This is a genomic window from Streptomyces sp. NPDC058637, from assembly GCF_042717325.1.
Classification (GTDB): domain Bacteria; phylum Actinomycetota; class Actinomycetes; order Streptomycetales; family Streptomycetaceae; genus Streptomyces.
In genome coordinates, this window is sequence record NZ_JBHXRD010000006.1 from 192,905 (window position 1) to 210,371 (window position 17,467).

General features: G+C 70.2%; 19 protein-coding genes and 1 tRNA gene. 10 read left to right on the forward strand and 10 right to left on the reverse strand.

What is annotated here, in order from left to right; all coding sequences use genetic code 11:
- Positions 1–21 precede the first annotated feature (21 nt).
- Positions 22–615 (reverse strand): TetR/AcrR family transcriptional regulator, encoded by a 594-nt coding sequence (locus ACFWVP_RS08275; RefSeq protein ID WP_384494633.1) that lies wholly within the window; start codon positions 613–615, stop codon positions 22–24.
- A 123-nt stretch (positions 616–738) separates the two neighbouring features.
- Between ACFWVP_RS08275 and paaN the strand changes: the two genes are divergently transcribed.
- Positions 739–2,439, forward strand: a complete 1,701-nt coding sequence (gene paaN / locus ACFWVP_RS08280; RefSeq protein ID WP_384494634.1) for a phenylacetic acid degradation protein PaaN — start codon at positions 739–741, stop codon at positions 2,437–2,439.
- Between the two features lie 42 nt (positions 2,440–2,481).
- On the opposite strand, the gene ACFWVP_RS08285 is transcribed toward paaN, so the two are convergent.
- From ACFWVP_RS08285 to ACFWVP_RS08295, 3 genes are all read right to left on the reverse strand, one after another.
- Complete coding sequence (locus tag ACFWVP_RS08285; protein ID WP_384494636.1) at positions 2,482–3,210, reverse strand: TrmH family RNA methyltransferase; 729 nt, start codon at positions 3,208–3,210, stop codon at positions 2,482–2,484.
- On the reverse strand, positions 3,207–4,415 hold the full coding sequence (locus tag ACFWVP_RS08290; RefSeq protein WP_384494736.1) for an HTTM domain-containing protein: 1,209 nt from the start codon (positions 4,413–4,415) through the stop codon (positions 3,207–3,209). Before ACFWVP_RS08290 ends, ACFWVP_RS08285 begins: the two co-directional genes overlap by 4 nt.
- Before the next feature lie 80 nt (positions 4,416–4,495).
- The gene (locus ACFWVP_RS08295; protein ID WP_384494637.1) at positions 4,496–5,482 is read right to left on the reverse strand and encodes a DUF5819 family protein; all 987 of its coding nucleotides are present in this window, start codon (positions 5,480–5,482) and stop codon (positions 4,496–4,498) included.
- 115 nt (positions 5,483–5,597) lie between these two features.
- Between ACFWVP_RS08295 and paaA the strand changes: the two genes are divergently transcribed.
- Genes paaA through ACFWVP_RS08320 form a run of 5 tightly spaced genes read left to right on the forward strand, consistent with a single transcriptional unit; the run spans position 5,598 to position 9,179 of the window.
- Positions 5,598–6,641, forward strand: a complete 1,044-nt coding sequence (gene paaA, locus ACFWVP_RS08300; RefSeq protein ID WP_384494639.1) for a 1,2-phenylacetyl-CoA epoxidase subunit PaaA — start codon at positions 5,598–5,600, stop codon at positions 6,639–6,641.
- The gene (gene paaB / locus ACFWVP_RS08305) at positions 6,638–6,928 is read left to right on the forward strand and encodes a 1,2-phenylacetyl-CoA epoxidase subunit PaaB (protein ID WP_384494641.1); all 291 of its coding nucleotides are present in this window, start codon (positions 6,638–6,640) and stop codon (positions 6,926–6,928) included. The genes paaA and paaB overlap by 4 nt, the downstream gene beginning before the upstream one ends.
- Positions 6,925–7,626 (forward strand): 1,2-phenylacetyl-CoA epoxidase subunit PaaC, encoded by a 702-nt coding sequence (gene paaC, locus ACFWVP_RS08310; RefSeq protein WP_384494643.1) that lies wholly within the window; start codon positions 6,925–6,927, stop codon positions 7,624–7,626. The genes paaB and paaC overlap by 4 nt, the downstream gene beginning before the upstream one ends.
- Entirely contained in the window at positions 7,620–8,117 is a 498-nt protein-coding gene (gene paaD, locus ACFWVP_RS08315) for a 1,2-phenylacetyl-CoA epoxidase subunit PaaD (protein ID WP_384494645.1), read from the forward strand. Before paaC ends, paaD begins: the two co-directional genes overlap by 7 nt.
- Positions 8,118–9,179, forward strand: coding sequence for a 2Fe-2S iron-sulfur cluster-binding protein (locus ACFWVP_RS08320; protein ID WP_384494647.1), 1,062 nt, complete (start codon positions 8,118–8,120; stop codon positions 9,177–9,179).
- A gap of 182 nt (positions 9,180–9,361) precedes the next feature.
- On the opposite strand, the gene ACFWVP_RS08325 is transcribed toward ACFWVP_RS08320, so the two are convergent.
- From ACFWVP_RS08325 to ACFWVP_RS08340, 4 genes are all read right to left on the reverse strand, one after another.
- On the reverse strand, positions 9,362–9,706 hold the full coding sequence (locus ACFWVP_RS08325; RefSeq protein WP_384494648.1) for a rhodanese-like domain-containing protein: 345 nt from the start codon (positions 9,704–9,706) through the stop codon (positions 9,362–9,364).
- A 46-nt stretch (positions 9,707–9,752) separates the two neighbouring features.
- Positions 9,753–10,754 carry a J domain-containing protein gene (locus ACFWVP_RS08330; RefSeq protein ID WP_384494650.1) on the reverse strand — a complete coding sequence of 334 codons (1,002 nt, stop codon included), beginning with the start codon at positions 10,752–10,754 and terminating at the stop codon, positions 9,753–9,755.
- A 58-nt stretch (positions 10,755–10,812) separates the two neighbouring features.
- Complete coding sequence (locus tag ACFWVP_RS08335; RefSeq protein ID WP_384494652.1) at positions 10,813–12,270, reverse strand: DUF2252 domain-containing protein; 1,458 nt, start codon at positions 12,268–12,270, stop codon at positions 10,813–10,815.
- 171 nt (positions 12,271–12,441) lie between these two features.
- On the reverse strand, positions 12,442–13,584 hold the full coding sequence (locus tag ACFWVP_RS08340) for a hypothetical protein (RefSeq protein WP_384494653.1): 1,143 nt from the start codon (positions 13,582–13,584) through the stop codon (positions 12,442–12,444).
- Positions 13,585–13,664: 80 nt separating this feature from the next.
- Between ACFWVP_RS08340 and ACFWVP_RS08345 the strand changes: the two genes are divergently transcribed.
- Positions 13,665–14,117 (forward strand): MarR family winged helix-turn-helix transcriptional regulator, encoded by a 453-nt coding sequence (locus ACFWVP_RS08345; RefSeq protein WP_384494655.1) that lies wholly within the window; start codon positions 13,665–13,667, stop codon positions 14,115–14,117.
- 39 nt (positions 14,118–14,156) lie between these two features.
- On the opposite strand, the gene ACFWVP_RS08350 is transcribed toward ACFWVP_RS08345, so the two are convergent.
- Positions 14,157–14,501 (reverse strand): winged helix-turn-helix transcriptional regulator, encoded by a 345-nt coding sequence (locus ACFWVP_RS08350; protein ID WP_384494657.1) that lies wholly within the window; start codon positions 14,499–14,501, stop codon positions 14,157–14,159.
- Positions 14,502–14,654: 153 nt separating this feature from the next.
- On the opposite strand from ACFWVP_RS08350, the gene ACFWVP_RS08355 reads away from it, so the two are divergent.
- Positions 14,655–15,266: an FMN-dependent NADH-azoreductase gene (locus tag ACFWVP_RS08355; RefSeq protein ID WP_384494659.1), complete on the forward strand. Its 612-nt coding sequence runs from the start codon at positions 14,655–14,657 to the stop codon at positions 15,264–15,266.
- Positions 15,267–15,591: 325 nt separating this feature from the next.
- Here the strand turns inward: ACFWVP_RS08355 and ACFWVP_RS08360 are convergent.
- Positions 15,592–15,674: transfer RNA gene (locus ACFWVP_RS08360), tRNA-Leu, on the reverse strand.
- A gap of 315 nt (positions 15,675–15,989) precedes the next feature.
- Between ACFWVP_RS08360 and ACFWVP_RS08365 the strand changes: the two genes are divergently transcribed.
- Positions 15,990–16,850, forward strand: a complete 861-nt coding sequence (locus tag ACFWVP_RS08365; protein ID WP_384494661.1) for an FhaA domain-containing protein — start codon at positions 15,990–15,992, stop codon at positions 16,848–16,850.
- A 10-nt stretch (positions 16,851–16,860) separates the two neighbouring features.
- Positions 16,861–17,376 (forward strand): FHA domain-containing protein, encoded by a 516-nt coding sequence (locus tag ACFWVP_RS08370; protein WP_384494662.1) that lies wholly within the window; start codon positions 16,861–16,863, stop codon positions 17,374–17,376.
- The last annotated feature ends 91 nt before the right edge of the window (positions 17,377–17,467 follow it).

Below are 17,467 nucleotides of genomic sequence, written 5' to 3' on the forward strand. Positions count from 1 at the left end.
GTCGCACGGGACGGAACGGGTTCAGCGGCTGGCCCGCATGCCGTCGAAGGCCAGCTGGACGACCGTATCGGCCAGCTGTTCCCGCTCGAGGGACCCGCCGGGCTGGGGGCGGTACCACTCGACCAGGGAGTTCACCATCCCGAAGAGCAGCCGGGTCGCCATGCGTATGTCCACGTCGGCACGCAGGTCCCCGTCCGCCACCGCCGCCGTGAGCAGCTCGGACACCCGCTGGTCGAACTCACGCCGCCGCTCCAGGGCCCAGCGCTCGGTCTTCGTGTTGCCGCGTACGCGCAGCAGCAGGGTGACGTACGGCAGCTCGTCCATCAACACCTCGACGGTCCGGCGCGTGACGTATTCGACCCGCGCGACGGCGCGCCCCCGCGTCGCACCCGGCTCGTCGAGAATGCCGAACAGCCCGTCGAGCGCGCGGCTCACCGCGCGCCTCAGCAGATCTTCCTTACCCGCCACATGGTGGTAGATGGACGACTTGGAGATGCCCGCCGCCTTGGAGAGGTGCTCCATGGACGTGCCGTCGTAGCCGCGCTCGTTGAAGACACGGACGGCGACGGTGAGGAGGGTCTCCGGGGTGTACGTGTCCCGCTTGGCCGTGGTCATGACCGCGATCCTCCCCCATGAGTTGTCCACAGGTTCGCCGGGGCCCCTTGTCCCGACCGATCGTTCGGTTACTCTAACTCCGTCCGCACATCCCTGCCCGGCTCGACGAGGAGTTGGTCCGTCATGGCCGCCGAGCTTTCCCCCGAGAAGCTGTTCGAGACCCACCGCCACACGCTCGACCAGGCCCTCGACGCGATCCGCACCCGCGCCTACTGGTCGCCGCACCCCGAGCACCCCAAGGCCTACGGCGAGGGCGGCCTTCCCGGCAGCCTGGGCGCGGCCGAGGGCAAGGCCGCGTTCGACGCCGTGCTGAACACCCGGTTCGACCTCGGCCAGCCCGGCACGGACGGCTGGACCGGTGGGGAGGTGTCGCCGTACGGGCCGGAGCTCGGCGTCGAGTACCCCCACGCGGACCCGGACGTCCTCCTCCCGGCGATGAGCGCCGGCATGGGTGCCTGGCGCGCGGCGGGACCGGAGACCAGGGCACTGGTCTGTGTGGAGATCCTCGCCCGGATCAGCGCCCGGACCCACGAGCTGGCCCACGCCGTGATGCACACGAGCGGGCAGGCGTTCGTGATGGCGTTCCAGGCAGGTGGCCCGCACGCCCAGGACCGCGGCCTGGAGGCAGTGGCATACGCGTACGAGGAGCAGACGCGCACGCCCCGGTCCGCCGACTGGTCGAAGCCCCAAGGGAAGCGCGACCCGCTCCAGCTGCACAAGTCGTACACGGCGGCCGGGCGGGGCATCTCACTGCTGATCGGCTGCAACACCTTCCCCACGTGGAACGGCTATCCGGGCCTCTTCGCCTCGCTGGCGACCGGCAACCCGGTCCTGGTCAAGCCGCATCCCCGGGCGGTGCTGCCGCTCGCCCTGACGGTCCAGCTGGCGCGCGAGGTCCTGGCCGAGGCGGGCTTCGACCCGAATCTGGTCGCGCTCGCGACGGAGCGGCCCGGCGAGGGCATCGCCAAGACCCTGGCGGTACGCCCCGAGATCAAGATCATCGACTACACGGGCTCGACCGCCTTCGGCGACTGGCTGGAGGCCAACGCCCGGCAGGCCCAGGTCTACACGGAGAAGGCCGGCGTCAACACGATCGTCGTCGACTCCACGGACGACTACCGCGGCATGCTGTCCAACCTGGCCTTCTCGCTCTCCCTCTACAGCGGTCAGATGTGCACCACCCCGCAGAATCTGCTCATCCCCCGGGACGGCATCACGACCGACGCGGGCGCCAAGTCCTACGAGGACGTGGTGACGGACATCGCGGAGGCCGTCAACGGCCTCCTGGGCGACGACGCCCGGGCGAACGGACTGCTCGGCGCTCTGGTGAACCCGGACGTGAAGGCCCGCCTGGACGCGGCCGCGGGCCTGGGGGACGTCGCGCTCGCCTCACGCGCGGTGGCCAACCCGGAGTTCCCCGACGCGGTGGTGCGTACGCCGGTCATCGTGAAGTTGGACGGCACCAAGCCCGATGACGGGGCGGCCTACCTCTCGGAGTGCTTCGGCCCGGTCTCGTTCGCGGTCGCCGTCGAATCGACCGGCGACGCGCTGGACCTGCTGCGTCGCACGGTCCGGGAGAAGGGCGCGATGACCGTCGGCGCCTACACCACGTCCCCCGACGTGGAGCAGGCGGTGGAGACGGTCTGCTTCGAGGAATCGGCCCAGCTCTCGCTCAACCTCACGGGCGGCGTGTTCGTGAACCAGACCGCGGCGTTCTCCGACTTCCACGGCTCGGGCGGAAACCCGGCGGCCAACGCGGCGCTGTGCGACGGAGCCTTCGTGTCCAACCGTTTCCGGGTGGTGGAGGTCCGCCGCCAGGCCTAGTGACCTCCGGTGGCCGGGAGAGCGGGCCACCCGCTCCCCCGGTTACCGGCCCCGCGGGTCAGGAATGTCCGCGTACCGCTGCACCCAGGCGTGCATCGCGATGGCTGCGGCGGCACCGGCGTTGATCGACCGGGTGGAACCGAACTGAGCGATCGAGCAGACCATCGAGGCGTGTGCGCGTGCTTCCTCCGTCAGCCCGGGACCCTCCTGCCCGAACAGCAGCACGCACCGTCGCGGCAGCTCCGTCCGCTCCAGCGGCACGGCCCCGGGAAGATTGTCGATACCGATGATCGGCAGCCCTTCGGCCTCCGCCCACGCGGTCAGGTCCGCGGTGTCGGGGTGGTGACGCACATGCTGGTAGCGGTCGGTGACCATCGCCCCCCGCCGGTTCCAGCGGCGCCGCCCCACGATGTGGATCTCCTTGGCGAGGAAGGCGTTGGCCGTGCGCACGACCGACCCGATGTTGAAGTCGTGGCCCCAGTTCTCCACCGCCACATGGAAGTCGTGCCGCCGCAGATCGAGATCGGCGACGATCGCCTCCCGCGTCCAGTACCGATAGGCGTCGCCCACGTTCCGCCGGTCCCCCTGGGCCAGCAGTTCGGGGTCGTAGCGCTCACCCTCGGGCCAGGGCGAAGGGTGCGGCCCGACGCCGATCTCGGTGCCGTACCCGTCGTCGTACTGGATCGGATCCGCCGACGGATCGGGCGCCGCTGCCGCGTCGGGCTCTTCGGTCGCCCCGGGCTCTCGTGTACTGCCGGTCTCGCTGGTCACCCGACGAGCGTATGGCCAGTGCCGGTACCGGTCCGCGCCGCCTCCGGCTCGTCCGTGTCCGCCCGGCGCGGGCCGGGCACCACCGTCTTGCCCGCGGGACGGGAGAACAGCCGCCGCCGGCCGAGCGTCACCTTGCCGCCCAGCCAGACCAGGAAGACCGTCGGCAGGAAGACGGCGTCGGCGCTGATCATCGCCAGGGAGAAGAACGGCAGCCCGAGCAGGACGGCGATCCCGGCGTGCTCGCCGATCATGACGACCAGCAGGATGTTCTTGACCCGCCGGTTGAACAGCGTGAACGGGAACGCGACCTGCACGATGACGGTGGCGTACGTCAGCACCAGGACCGCGAGCGCACTGGACGCGAGGATCCCGGAGAGGCCGGGCCACGGGGTGAAGTAGTCCAGCTTGAGCGGGTAGTAGAGCGCGGTGCCGTCCTGCCAGCGGGAGCCCTGGATCTTGTACCAGCCGGCGGTCGCGTAGATCAGGCAGACCTCCGCCATGATCACGACGAGAGTGGCGTTGTGGGCGAGGTTGGCCAGGACGTCGAACAGGGTGCGCAGTTCACGGTCCGGAGCGTCCGGAGCGTCCGGAGCGTGACGGCTCAGGGCCCACCACGCGGCGTTGCCCAGCCACAGCACCCACAGGAGGGACGGCAGCCACCAGGTGCCGCCGAACCCGCCCATCACCGTGGCCGGGAGCAGCACCAGCCCGAGCACGGCCCACAGAGCGGGTCCCGTGACGTCCCGCGCGGGCCGTTCGCCCTCCGCGACGCGTGCCGCGTTCCGCGCGGCACGGCGCGCGTCCAGGGACCACACCCGCGCACACCGTGTAAGTACCAGGTAGATCGCCATGAGGTGGATGACGTTGTCGCCGCCGTCGCCCATGAAGATGCTGCGGTTCTGGAGGGAGAGCACCCCGACCATGAACAGGACGGACGTCACGCGGGTCCGCCAGCCGACCATCAGGAGCGCGGCCGACACCAGCGTGAGCGCGTACACGATCTCGAACCAGAGCGCGCTCTGCGACCACATGAGCACGGTGAAGGAGCCGTTGTTGCTGATGAGCTGACGGGCCATGTCCCACTGCCAGGGACTGTCGGGGCCGTACAGCTCATGCCGGTGCGGCAGCTCGCGCAGCAGGAACAGCAGATACGTGGCCGAGACGCCGATCCGGACGACCGCGCTCTGGTACGTGCCGAGAGGCATGGCGGTGATGCGCTGAACGGCACGGGCCGCCGAAGAAGGGGCGGTGCTCCGGGTGGTGCCGCGGACCTGAACGGGGGCGCTCACTTCTCCGCCTCCTCGCCCTGTGATGCCTGGCCTTCCCCGGCCTTCGCGGGCAGATCGGCCGGTGTGACGGTCCACCACGGGAGGACCCGGTAGGTCGGCTCGGTGCTGATCTTCTCGTCGCTCCAGGGAGGGGCGCCGACCGACCGCACGGCGGAGCGCACCTGGATGCGCTCCACGGTGCCGCCGTAGTCGTGCCCGGAAAGGCGCATCATCACGATCCGGCGGATGTAGCGCTCGGACAGCTCACCGCGCAGGCCGTTCGGACGGTTATCGTCGGTGTGCGACCCGGTGTAGAAGTCCCAGGCACGGCGCAGCTCGTTCTGGTGGACGTGGCTGGGCAGCGGGTTACCGCGTATCGCCTCGCCGTCCTCGTGCGTCAGGCTCATCCAGCGCGTGGTGGTCCGCCCGTCGGCACCGGCCACCTCGGCCCGTACGTGCACGTAGATGTTCTGCTGGAGCGGATTGGGGGCGAACAGCTTCCAGTTCTGCTCGAACTCCGGGTAGATCCAGTCGTCGACCACTTCGCCGTGCTGCTTCGTCAGCGTGTTGGACGGGGCGACGTGCAGAAACACCATGGCCAGGTGTCCACAGGCCAGGAGCCCCACGACGGACAGGGCCAGTGCCGCGGTGATCTGGTACGGAAGCGAGAGCGCGGCTATCCCGGCGCCCGTGCGACGCACGGCGGGCCCGCTGCCCGGCGCGACCGGACCGTCCGGCGGGCCGTCGCCGTCCGGCGGGCCGTCGCCGTCCGGCGGGCCGTCGCCGTCCGGCGGGCCGTCGCCGTCCGGCGGGCCGTCGCCGTCCGGCGGGCCGTCCGGTATCCCGGGAGGTCCGGCATCCGCGTCCGCCCGGTTGTCCCCACCGTCCGGTGCCGGGGTGGCGGCGCCCTGTCCACCGTCCTGACCTGCGGCGGGGTGACTCGTCACCTCCGGCCAGGCGACCTTCTTCTCGTTTCCGGCGCGCCCACCGTGGTCCGAATCCATCCCGCCCCGATCACCGTCGATCACCACTCAGTTATCCACAGGGTTGACACCCTACGGGCCTCCGACTCACCATTGAAGTCAAGGAACCGAACGATCGGTCGGTAGGGAGCCCGTGATGGCGGCAGTGACTGCGGACCAGACGACGCAGGGGACAGCAGGCGCGGTGGACGACCCGGAAGCCGAGGCGCGCACTGCGGCATTCGACGCCGCCGTGGCGGCCGACGACCGGATCGAGCCGCGGGACTGGATGCCCGACGCCTACCGGGCCACGTTGGTCCGTCAGATGGCCCAGCACGCCCATTCGGAGATCATCGGTATGCAGCCCGAGGCCAACTGGATCACGCGGGCGCCCTCGCTGCGCCGCAAGGCGATCCTCATGGCGAAGGTGCAGGACGAGGCGGGACACGGGCTGTACCTGTACAGCGCCGCCGAGACGCTGGGCACCAGCCGCGAGGAGCTGCTCGACAAGCTGCACGCGGGCAGGCAGCGGTATTCGTCGATCTTCAACTACCCGACGCTGACCTGGGCGGACGTCGGCGCGATCGGCTGGCTGGTGGACGGCGCCGCGATCACCAACCAGGTGCCCCTCTGCCGCTGCTCGTACGGCCCGTACGCCCGGGCGATGGTCCGTATCTGCAAGGAGGAGTCCTTCCACCAGCGCCAGGGGTACGAGCTGCTGCTCGCCCTCAGCCGGGGGACCGCCGCACAGCACGAGATGGCGCAGGACGCGGTGAACCGCTGGTGGTGGCCGTCCCTGATGATGTTCGGTCCGCCCGACGACGCTTCGGCGCACTCGGCGCAGTCCATGGCCTGGAAGATCAAGCGGCACTCCAACGACGAGCTGCGCCGGCGTTTCGTCGACATCTGCGTTCCGCAGGCCCAGGCGCTGGGCCTCACCCTCCCGGACCCCGACATCCGGTGGAACGAGGAGCTCGGACAGCACGACTACGGGGCGATCGACTGGACGGAGTTCCAGGAGGTCCTCAAGGGCAACGGCCCGTGCAACGACCAACGGCTCGCTCAGCGACGCACGGCCCATGAAGAGGGCGCGTGGGTCCGCGACGCGGCGGCGGCCTACGCGGAGAAGCACACAGAGAAGCACACAGCACGGCCCGGTACGTCCGGAGCGACCGCACAACCCGTGGAGGCGACCGCATGAGCAAATCGACCGACTGGCCGCTGTGGGAGGTGTTCGTGCGCTCACGGCGCGGACTGTCCCACACCCACGCGGGCAGCCTGCACGCGCCGGACGCCGAGATGGCCCTGCGCAACGCGCGCGATCTCTACACGCGCCGCTCCGAGGGCGTCTCCATCTGGGTGGTCCCGTCCACGGAGATCACCGCCTCCTCGCCGGACGAGAAGGACTCGTTCTTCGAACCCGCCGGCGACAAGCCCTACCGCCACCCCACGTTCTACGAGATCCCGGAAGGGGTGAAGCACCTGTGACCGCGGCCCTCGCCCTCGGCGACGACGCTCTGGTGCTGTCGCACCGGCTGGGGGAGTGGGCGGGGCACGCCCCCGTGCTGGAGGAGGAGGTCGCCCTCGCCAACATCGCCCTCGATCTGCTGGGGCAGGCCAGAATGCTGCTCTCCTTCGTCGGGGACGAGGACGAGCTGGCCTTCCTCCGCGAGGAGCGCTCCTTCCGCAACCTGCAGCTCGTCGAACAGCCGAACGGCGACTTCGCCCACACCATCGCCCGCCAGCTCTACTTCTCCGTCTACCAGCACCTGCTGTACGAGCGCCTGGCCGCCGGCGGGGGTGAGTTCGCGGACCTCGCGGCCAAGGCCGTCAAGGAGGTCGCCTACCACCGCGACCACGCGGAGCAGTGGGTCCTGCGGCTCGGCGACGGCACCGCGGAGAGCCACGAGCGGATGCAACGCGGCCTGGACGGTCTGTGGCGGTTCACCGGTGAGCTGTTCGAGCCCGTCGAGGGCGTCGATGTCGACTGGCAGTCGCTGCACGACAGCTGGCTGCCCTCCGTCACCTCCGTCGTCGAGCGGGCCACCCTCTCTCTCCCCTCCGGTCCGCAGTCCGGGGCCTGGACGGCAGGGGCGGGCCGGCAGGGCCTGCACACCGAGCCGTTCGGGCGGATGCTCGCGGAGATGCAGCATCTTCACCGCAGTCACCCGGGGGCGTCATGGTGACCGAGACCTTGCTGGAGGCGGAGCTCCACCGATTGGCGGGCTCGGTGCCGGACCCCGAGCTCCCCGTCCTCACCCTGGACGAGCTCGGCGTGCTCCGCGGTGTGCGGATGCACGGCCCGGACAAGGTCACCGTTCGGCTCACTCCGACGTACACCGGATGCCCCGCGATCGAGGCCATGGCCGCAGACATCGAGCGGGTACTGCACGAGCACGGCGTGGCCGAGGTCTCCGTGATCACCGTGCTCGCCCCTGCCTGGTCGACGGACGACATCAGCGAAGAAGGCCGACGCAAGCTCGCGGAGTTCGGCATAGCACCGCCCCGGCACAGCGGCGGATCCGGCGGACCAGTGCCGCTGACCCTCACGGTGCGCTGCCCGCACTGCGGCTCCACCGACACGGAGCTACTCAGCCGGTTCTCCTCCACGGCGTGCAAGGCGTTGCGCCGGTGCGTGGAATGCCGTGAACCGTTCGACCACTTCAAGGAGTTGTAGATGTTCCATCCGCTCCGGGTCAGCGCGATCGAACGGACCACGGACGATGCGGTGGCCGTCACCTTCGCCGTGCCGCCCGAACTGCGCGAGATCTTCCGGCACACGCCAGGCCAGCACCTGAACGTGCGTTACCGAGTCGACGGTGAGGAGATCCGCCGGTCGTACTCGATCTGCGCACCGGCTGTCGACGGGCCGGCCGACCCCGTGCTGCGTGTGGGTATCCGCCTGGTCGACGGCGGCGCCTTCTCCACGTACGCCCTGAAGGAGCTGGCGGTCGGTGACCGGGTGGAAGCGATGGCCCCCATGGGCCGCTTCGTCCTCCCCCCTCGCCCCGGCCACTTCGCGGCGGTCGTCGGCGGCAGTGGCATCACGCCTGTGCTGTCGATAGCCGCCACGCTGCTCACCCGGGAGCCCGGGGCGCGTTTCTGCCTGATCCGCAGTGACCGGACCGCTGCATCGACCATGTTCCTAGACGAGGTGGCCGACCTCAAGGACCGTTACCCGGACCGCTTCCACCTGGTGACCGCGCTGTCCCGGGAGGAACAGGCGGCCGGGTTGCCGTCCGGCCGTCTGGACCGCGAGCGCCTCACCGGGCTGCTGCCCGCGCTCCTGTCGGTGCCCGATGTGGACGGCTGGTTCCTGTGCGGACCATTCGGCCTGGTCAAGGGTGCGGAGGGCGCGCTGCGGACGCTGGGGGTCGACCGGTCCCGTATCCACCAGGAGATCTTCCACGTCGCCGACGAGGGGGTTGGTCCACCCGCGCCCACCCAGGTCGCCGCACCGGCGGAAAGCACACTCACGGCGACACTCGACGGCCGTTCGGGGAGCTGGCCGGTCCAGGACGGCGAATCGTTGTTGGAGACCGTGCTGCGGAGCCGCTCGGACGCCCCTTACGCGTGCAAGGGAGGAGTGTGCGGGACCTGCCGGGCCTTCCTGGTGTCGGGCGAGGTCCGGATGGACCGCAATTTCGCACTGGAACCGGAGGAGACCGGAGCGGGCTTCGTGCTCGCCTGCCAGTCGCACCCGGTCACCCCGGAGGTGGAGCTCGACTTCGACCGCTGATCCGGCGTGGGACCGGCCTCTGACGGCGCTGATCCGACGTCGGCCCGGCTGTGACCCGACCGCTGATCGGCGCTGGTCCGACCGTCGAGGGAGCCGGACACCTTGGCGTCCCGCCCCCTATCGGTGCGGGGCGCATGGGCCTGCCGGACCGAGTTCCGCCGGTCGGCCCTGTCCCGGGCTCGTCAGAGAACGAAGGCCGGGTTCCCGTTGTCCGCGACCATCGGGCGCCCGGCACCGTCCCAGGCGAGCATCCCGCCGTCGATGTTCACGGCGTCGATGCCCTGCTGCACCAGGTACTGGGTGACCTGGGCGGACCGGCCACCGACCCGGCACATCACATGGACGCGCCGGCCGTCGTCAGCCGCTTCGGTCAGCTCACCGAAGCGGCCCACGAAGTCGCTCATGGGGATGTGCAGCGCACCCTCGACATGCCCGGCAGCCCACTCGTCGGCCTCCCGCACGTCCAGCACGAGGCCGTCCGACGGCACCGCCGCGACATCCACCGAGGGCAGCGGAGCGAAATTCATGGGTCATGCCTTCTCTCGTACGTACGCGCCGTGGTCACCGGAAACGCTACTGCACCAGGCCCGCCAGTTCGTTCTCCCGCTGGGACACCTCGGCCAGGAGCTTCTCGCCGATGTCGTCCAGCAGTCGGTCGGGGTCGTCGGGCGCCATCCGCAGCATCGAGCCGATCGCGCCCTCCTCGAGCTCCTTCGCGAGGACCGTGAGCAGTTCCTTGCGGCGGCTGAGCCACTCCAGCCGGGCGTAGAGCTCCTCGCTCTCGCTCAGCCGCAGCTCCGGCGCCACCGGACCTGCCTCCCACTCCCCCGCCAGCTCCTTCAGCGTCGCCACGTCACCACGGCCGTAGGCCGCGTTCACCCGGGCGATGAACTCGTCCCGCCGGGTCCGCTCCTTCTCGTCGGGCGCCAGGTCCGGGTGAGCCTTACGGGCCAGCTCCCGGTAGAGCTTGCGCGCCTCCTCGCTCGGCCGGACCCGCTTCGGCGGCCGGACCGGCTGCTCCGTGAGCATGGCCGCGGCCTCGGGCGAGAGGCCGTCGGAGTCCATCCAGTCGTGGAAGAGCTCCTCGACCCCGGGCATCGGCATCACGATCGCCCGGGCTTCCTGTGCCTTGCGCAGGTCCTCCGGATCGCCCGTCCTCGCAGCCCGGGCCTCCGCGATCTGCGCATCGAGCTCGTCCAGGCGGGCGTACACCGGGCCGAGCTTCTGGTGGTGGAGCCGGGAGAAGTTCTCGACCTCGACCCGGAAGGTCTCCACCGCGATCTCGAACTCGATGAGCGCCTGCTCGGCCACCCGGACGGCCCGCGCCAGCCGTTCCTCGGGCCGGGGCGCGCCCGCTTCACCCGCCGATCCGTCCGCCGCGCCGGCGGCCCCGCCACCGGTCTCCCCACCGGCCGCGTCGTAGGTGGGGGAGTCAGCCTGTGGCGCATCGTCCGGATCGCTCCGCAGGTCGCCCCGCGACGCATCGTGCGCGTGCCGCAGCTCGTCCTGCCGGCTCTGGTCCTGCAGGTCTTCGTCGTTCCGGGTGGTCGGCACCCCGGCGGCTTCGTCGGTCACCCGTCCAGCGTATGGCCACAGCCCGGGCCCGCAGGACGCGCGGTGACCGCGACGCCCGTCATACGCCGAGCTCGGCGGCTATACGCCCGGCCCGGACAGCCCGTACGAGCTCTGCGTGGTCCGCTTCGGTCCTGTCCGCGTACGTCACCGCGAAATCGGCCACCGCGCCGTCCAGCTCCGCGTTCTTCCCGCAATATCCCGCGAGCAGCCGGGGATCGGCGCTGTGCGCGTGGGCCCGGGCCAGCAGGGCACCGGTCATCCGCCCGTAGTCGTCCACCTGGTCCGCCGCGAGAGCGGTGGGGTCCACACTGCCCTTGCGGTTGCGGAACTGGCGCACCTGGAACGGCCGGCCGTCGACCTCGGCCCAGCCGAGCAGCATGTCGCTGACGACCTGCATCCGCTTCTGGCCGAGCACCACCCGGCGCCCCTCGTGAGCCACGACCGGTACGTCGAAACCGACCTGGGGGAGATAGGGCGTGAGCGCCGAGGGACGGGCTTCCTTCACCTGGAGGACCAGCGGCTCTCCACGGTGGTCGAGCAGCAGCACCACGTACGACCGGGTGCCCACGCTGCCCGTTCCCACCACCCGGAACGCCACGTCGTGGATGGCGTACCGCGCCAGCAGCGGGACCCGGTCCTCGGAAATCGTCCCGAGATAGCCCTCCAGACCCGCCGCGACCGCTGCGGCCTCGGCGTCGGGCACCCGGCGCAGCACAGGCAGTGCGTCGACGAAACGGCGTCCGCCCTCATCCGAATCCTCGGTGGACCTGGCGGCGAACCTGGCACTCGTGTTGTTGCGGGCCTTCGCCGAGACCCGCTCCAGCGTCCCGAGCAGGTCACGCGCGTCCGTGTGCGAGACGAGCTCCTCGTCCGCGATGGCGTTCCAGGCGTCCAGCGCGGGCAGCCCGGCCAGCAGACGCATCGTGCGGCGGTACGCGCCCACCGTGTCGTACGCGCCCTGCCGGCAGGTGTCCTCGTCCGCACCGGCCAGGCGGCCCGCGAGGACCAGCGAGGTCGCGAGCCGCTTGAGGTCCCACTCCCAGGGGCCGAAGACGGTTTCGTCGAAGTCGTTCAGATCCATGACCAGATTGCCGCGGGCATCGCCGTACAGGCCGAAGTTGGCCGCGTGGGCGTCACCGCAGAGCTGCGCGCCCACACCCGTGACCGGCGTGCCCACCAGGTCATGGGCCATCAGTCCGGCCGCCCCGCGCAGGAAGGCGAAGGGGGTCGCCGCCATCCGCCCCACCCGTATCGGCGTCAGCCCCGGCACCCGGCCGGCGTTGGACTCCTCGACCGCCTGCACGGCATCGGGCCGGCCGGAGGGCAGGACCAGCGAACCGTGCGAGGACCGCGGCACCTCCAGCCTCAGCGCCTTGCCCGCCGCCTTGGGGGATCCCGCGGCCGCCGTCGGCCCGGGACCGTGCTCCGCCCGCTGCGCGAACCCGGGAACCACCGGAATGCGCAGGTCTCCCGCTGCCGCCCGCCGTACCGGCACCGTCGCACCGACTTCGCTCATCGAGCGCCGCCTCCCCGCCTTGTTCAGCCGCCGTGTCCAACATCAATTGCGGATGACGGTACAGCTGTCCCGCCACAGCCGTCTGCCCCTGTGGACAACCCCGGAAGCGACCTGTGGACAACTCATCGAGCCCTTCGCCCGGGCCGCGGGAAACAGCGCCGGCATGCCGGCTCACACCCCGACCGCCTCCTCCATCTCCTCCTCGGCGCCTTCGCCCTTCGAGGCACGCGAGGCACCGGAGACACCCGGGGCACCGCCCGCGCCCTTCGAGGCAGGCCCGGCCCCCGGCAGCGGAACCTCTGCCTCCCGGCCGCGCCCTGCGGCCTCCCGGCGCCTTCTCGCCTCGGCCAGGCCGGCCGCGCCCATGGCAGCCAGCCCCGCCACGAACCAGAACGCCAGAACCAGCACATGGCCGCCCAGCCCATGGCCCCCGAAGTACACGTGGCCGCGTACCCCTTCGAGAAAGCCCGCGCCGTTCCAGAAGGCATGGAGTGCTCCGAAGAACCCCGGCTGGAGCTCGGGCCGGAAGACCCCGCCGGAGCTCGTGAAGTTGAGCATGACGAACAGCACCATCACACCGAGCGTGGTCCACCGCTTGAGGAAGGTGTGCAGTCCGACGCCGATCAGCAGGATCGCTGCCGAATAGAGCCACGCCATCGCCCAGAGCCCGCCGAGCCCGTGGTCCACGAGGCCGAACAGCGGCCCCGCGAACACCGCGCCGATCACACTGACCACGAGCGAGGCCCCGAGCGCCAGAGCGGCCCTGAGCCGCAGCGCCAGCACCGCACCGGCACCACCGATCACGGCGACCGACGCGTACGACCCGATGCTCACGGCCACCAGCAGGAAGAAGAGCCCTTGGCCGGTCGGATCGCCGTCCGCCGTCGGCGCGACGTCCACCACCTCCAGGGGCGCTCCCTGACCGGCGGCGACCTCGGTGAAGACCTTCTGGACCACTGTGGCGCTGGTGTCGGACGAGGCCGTTGCCACCAGCAGCCGGGGGGTCTTCCCCGGCAGGTAGGCGCCGTAACTCCGCTGTGTCCGCAGATGGTTCACCGCGGTGTCGCGGTCGGCTACCGTACGCACACTCAATGCACCGTCGCCCCTGTCCTGCAAGGTCTGTGCAAGCACGTGGGCGCTCACCCCGGAGCCGACGACGTCCACCCTCAGGTCGTGCGGCTCCGGGGCGTGAAAGGCACCCAGGTAGGCGAGCCCCATGCCGACGCACATCAGCAGCGGCGTAACGAGATGACCGAGCACATGACGCAGCGCACCGGCGGTGGCGCCGGGCGCTCCATTCGGGCCTGCGGACATTCGGCCGGTCCTCCAGTAGTTGGCTTTTACAACTCAATAATCGTTGTAGCATACATTTAAACTTTGGGAAAGGTGATTCCGTGGCAGGCGCCCCCCGGGAACGCGAAGAGTCGCTGGATGTCATCCAGCGCGAACTGACCGCCTTCGCCCGCCGTGCGCGTGCGGCGGCCGCACGACTCCACCCGGATCTGCCCCTGGTCTCGTACACGCTGCTCGCCCACATCGACTACCGACAGGGCTGCCGGGCCACCGACCTGGCCGCGCACTACATGCTGGACAAGTCGACGGTCAGCCGACAGGTCGCGGCTCTGGAGAAGCTGGGCCTGGTCGAGCGCCATCCCGACCCGGACGACCACCGCATCCAGGTACTGCACCCCACCACCGCCGGCACACAGGCGCTGGCGTCGACCCAGGCGAGCCGTCGCGCCGCCTACCGGGAGCGCCTCGGCGAGTGGACGGGCGACGACCTCGCCCGGTTCGCGGAGTACCTGCTGCGCTACAACGCGACCGGCGACGGGGCCGACCCGCGATAGAGGATCATCCGCACCGCCGCCGGGTCACCCGGCGGCCGGTCAGCAGCCCCCGCGCTCCGGCAGGTACACATCCGCCCACCGCCCAAGCTCCTCGAGCGCCGGCCCCATGGCGGCACCGGCCTCCGTCAGGCGGTACGACACGCGCAGTGGCGGCCCTTCGTCGACCTCACGCACCACGAGCCCTGCCGCCCCCAGCTCGGAGAGCCGGTCCGAGAGCATGCGCTCACTGATCCCCGGAATCGCCCGTCGCAGATCCGCGAAGTGCACCGGCTGCCGCATAAGCACCGAGACGATCGGACCCGTCCAGCGCTTACCGAACAGCTCGAAGACGCGGCTGATGCCCACGTCCACCCGCCGACAGGTCTGCTCGCTGTGATCCGCCATGCCCCCAGAGTACTGCGTCGACGTGAGGGGCTAATAAAAAGTAAGCGACTGTGTTATCAATAGCTACGTACGAAAAAATAAGCAGCCAGGATGCGGCGGCAACACTCCCTCCGCAGCACCCGGGCCGCCCCGTCACTTTCTGTGGAGACCTCCATGGCCACGCTTCTGCATCTCGACTCCGCCGTCTTCCCCCAGGGCTCCACGTCTCGCGAAGTCACCGCCGTCTTCGTCGAGACCTGGCGCGAGCAGCACCCCGGCGGCCGGGTCGTATATCGCGATCTTGCCGCCGAACCCCTGCCCCACCTGGACGCCGCAGCAGTTGCCGCCGGCGCCGAAGACGCGCTGCGCGGCGAACTGGCCGCCGAACTGGCCTCGGCGGACGCCGTGCTGATCGGCGCGCCGATGTACAACTTCTCGATCCCGTCCACGCTGAAGGCCTGGCTGGACCAGGTGATCATCGTCGGCCACAACGCCGGCCCCGACAGCCCCGTCACCGGCACCCCCGTCACCGTCGTTGCCAGCCGCGGCGGTTCATACGCGCCCGGAACCCCGCGCGAGGACTTCGAGTTCGTCCAGAACTACCTGGAGAAGGTGCTGACAGGAATGCTGGGCGCCGAAGTCGATTTCATCGTCCCGGAGTTGACGCTGGCCCACTCCAAGCCCGAGATGGCCGAGCTCATTCCGCTCGCGGACGCCTCCCGCGCCAAGGCGTTCACCGAAGCCGAGGAGAAGGCCAAGTCGCTCGCGGTACGCCTGGCCGGCTGAACCACCGGACACCCTCGCGCCGCCGACCGGCCATGACGGGCCCGCAGAGCAGTCCGGCTCTGCGGCCCGGTTCCCGGCTCCGCGAAACGACCCCACGAGACGATCCCGCGAACCGACCCTCGAACCGCTCGATACGGCACGGACCCGACGTTTCACGTGAAACAGCACCCTCTCGCGTCCACCACCGGGAGGGAAGACCCACGGACGGGCACGGCCACGCACATCGAACAAAGGGTCTATAGACAGCGAAGAACCCCCGCCCCGGATCTCTCCAGGGCGGGGGTTCTGTCGAACCAACCCAGCAGCTACAAACAGCTGCCCGTTGTGCGCGAGGGGGGATTTGAACCCCCACGTCCCTAAGGACACTGGCACCTGAAGCCAGCGCGTCTGCCGTTCCGCCACTCGCGCATGAGCGGTGTTTTCAGACTCTCTCACCGTGTGGTGCGAGCGCCTGGCGACATCCGGAAGATTAGCACGCTGGACAGGGTGGATTCACATCCGTTGTTTCGGCGGACCCACGAAGGGAACCGGGAACGCGGGAAGCCCGCCCCCACTCCTCCTTAGTGCACCCGGAGTGCGGGACACTGTCAGGAGGGCACCTCTACGATCCGTGTGAGAGGTGACACTCGTCCACTGTGCAGACAAGGGGAACCAGCCGATTTCCCGACGCGTGGATACGATCAGTAAGCAGTACAGGGATGACGACAGCGGAGGAGGTGCCCCATGGGAGTCATGAAGCGTTTCGAGCAGCGTCTCGAAGGCCTGGTCAATGGCACCTTCGCCAAGGTCTTCAAGTCCGAGGTGCAGCCGGTCGAGATCGCGGGAGCCCTTCAGCGCGAGTGCGACAACAACGCAACGATCTGGAACCGCGAGCGGACGGTCGTACCCAACGACTTCATCGTCGAGCTCAGCACCCCGGACTACGAACGCCTCAGTCCGTACTCGGGCCAGCTCGGCGACGAGCTGGCCGGTCTCGTCCGGGACTACGCCAAGCAGCAGCGGTACACCTTCATGGGGCCGATCAAGGTCCACCTGGAGAAGGCCGACGACCTCGACACGGGGCTCTACCGCGTACGCAGCCGGACCCTGGCGTCGAGTTCGTCACAGCAGGGCCAGCCGAGCGGCCCCGCCCCTCACGCGGAACCGAACCGCCCGGCCGCCCCGCAGGGGCAGGGCGGTTACGGCTACCCGCCGGCCTCCCCCCCGCCCATGCCCGCGGCCCCGCCGCCGGGCGCCGGGCGTCCCGGAGGCCCGGCGGCCGACTGGCGTCCCCCGACGGCGTCCGGCCCCGTGCCGGACGCGCAGGTGCGGCGCTGGATCGAGATCAACGGCAACCGCCATCAGATCTCCCGCCCGACCTTGGTCATGGGCCGAAGCACCGAAGCCGACGTGCGGATCGACGACCCCGGCGTATCCCGCCGGCACTGTGAGATCAGGACCGGAACGCCCTCGACGATCCAGGATCTCGGGTCCACCAACGGCATCGTGGTGGACGGGCAGCACACAACCCGCGCTACGCTCCGCGACGGCTCGCGAATCGTCGTGGGCAGCACCACCATCGTTTACCGGCAAGCCGAAGGGTGAAGCGGGGGCAATGTCAGAGCTGACCCTGACGGTCATGCGGCTAGGTTTCCTGGCTGTTCTGTGGCTATTCGTAATCGTGGCCGTCCAGGTCATTCGCAGCGACCTGTTCGGAACGCGCGTCACGCAGCGCGGCTCACGCCGCACTGCCAACGACGCGCGCCCTCCACAGGCTCGCCAACAGCAGGCAGCGCCGCCTCAGCAGCGCCAGCAGTCCGGGCGCCAGCGCCGCGGGGCGCCCACGAAGCTGGTCGTCTCCGAAGGCACGCTCACCGGCACCACCGTCGCCCTCCAGGGCCAGACCATCACCCTGGGCCGGGCGCACGACTCAACGATCGTGCTGGACGACGACTACGCGTCCAGCAGGCACGCCAGGATCTACCCGGACCGTGACGGCCAGTGGATCGTCGAGGACCTCGGGTCCACCAACGGCACCTATCTCGACCGGACCCGGCTCACCACCCCGACACCTGTTCCGCTGGGCGCGCCGATCCGCATCGGCAAGACCGTCATCGAGCTGCGGAAGTAGTACGACAATGAGCGAGCGGAGCGAGCGAGCCGCGGCGGTCCTGACGAAGGAACCGGCCCGGCTCCCGACCGGAGGGTGGGCAGTGTGGCTC

Bases quoted from the DNA above. Each gene is read 5' to 3' on its own strand.
- paaN (WP_384494634.1), top strand. From the start codon at position 739: ATGGCCGCCGAGCTTTCCCCCGAGAAGCTGTTCGAGACCCACCGCCAC.
- paaB (WP_384494641.1), top strand. From the start codon at position 6,638: ATGAGCAAATCGACCGACTGGCCGCTGTGGGAGGTGTTCGTGCGCTCA.
- ACFWVP_RS08370 (WP_384494662.1), top strand. From the start codon at position 16,861: ATGTCAGAGCTGACCCTGACGGTCATGCGGCTAGGTTTCCTGGCTGTT.
- ACFWVP_RS08365 (WP_384494661.1), top strand. From the start codon at position 15,990: ATGGGAGTCATGAAGCGTTTCGAGCAGCGTCTCGAAGGCCTGGTCAAT.
- ACFWVP_RS08340 (WP_384494653.1), bottom strand. From the start codon at position 13,584: ATGTCCGCAGGCCCGAATGGAGCGCCCGGCGCCACCGCCGGTGCGCTG.
- ACFWVP_RS08355 (WP_384494659.1), top strand. From the start codon at position 14,655: ATGGCCACGCTTCTGCATCTCGACTCCGCCGTCTTCCCCCAGGGCTCC.
- paaD (WP_384494645.1), top strand. From the start codon at position 7,620: ATGGTGACCGAGACCTTGCTGGAGGCGGAGCTCCACCGATTGGCGGGC.
- ACFWVP_RS08290 (WP_384494736.1), bottom strand. From the start codon at position 4,415: ATGCCTCTCGGCACGTACCAGAGCGCGGTCGTCCGGATCGGCGTCTCG.
- ACFWVP_RS08320 (WP_384494647.1), top strand. From the start codon at position 8,118: ATGTTCCATCCGCTCCGGGTCAGCGCGATCGAACGGACCACGGACGAT.
- ACFWVP_RS08325 (WP_384494648.1), bottom strand. From the start codon at position 9,706: ATGAATTTCGCTCCGCTGCCCTCGGTGGATGTCGCGGCGGTGCCGTCG.
- ACFWVP_RS08295 (WP_384494637.1), bottom strand. From the start codon at position 5,482: ATGGATTCGGACCACGGTGGGCGCGCCGGAAACGAGAAGAAGGTCGCC.
- ACFWVP_RS08350 (WP_384494657.1), bottom strand. From the start codon at position 14,501: ATGGCGGATCACAGCGAGCAGACCTGTCGGCGGGTGGACGTGGGCATC.
- ACFWVP_RS08275 (WP_384494633.1), bottom strand. From the start codon at position 615: ATGACCACGGCCAAGCGGGACACGTACACCCCGGAGACCCTCCTCACC.
- ACFWVP_RS08335 (WP_384494652.1), bottom strand. From the start codon at position 12,270: ATGAGCGAAGTCGGTGCGACGGTGCCGGTACGGCGGGCGGCAGCGGGA.
- paaA (WP_384494639.1), top strand. From the start codon at position 5,598: ATGGCGGCAGTGACTGCGGACCAGACGACGCAGGGGACAGCAGGCGCG.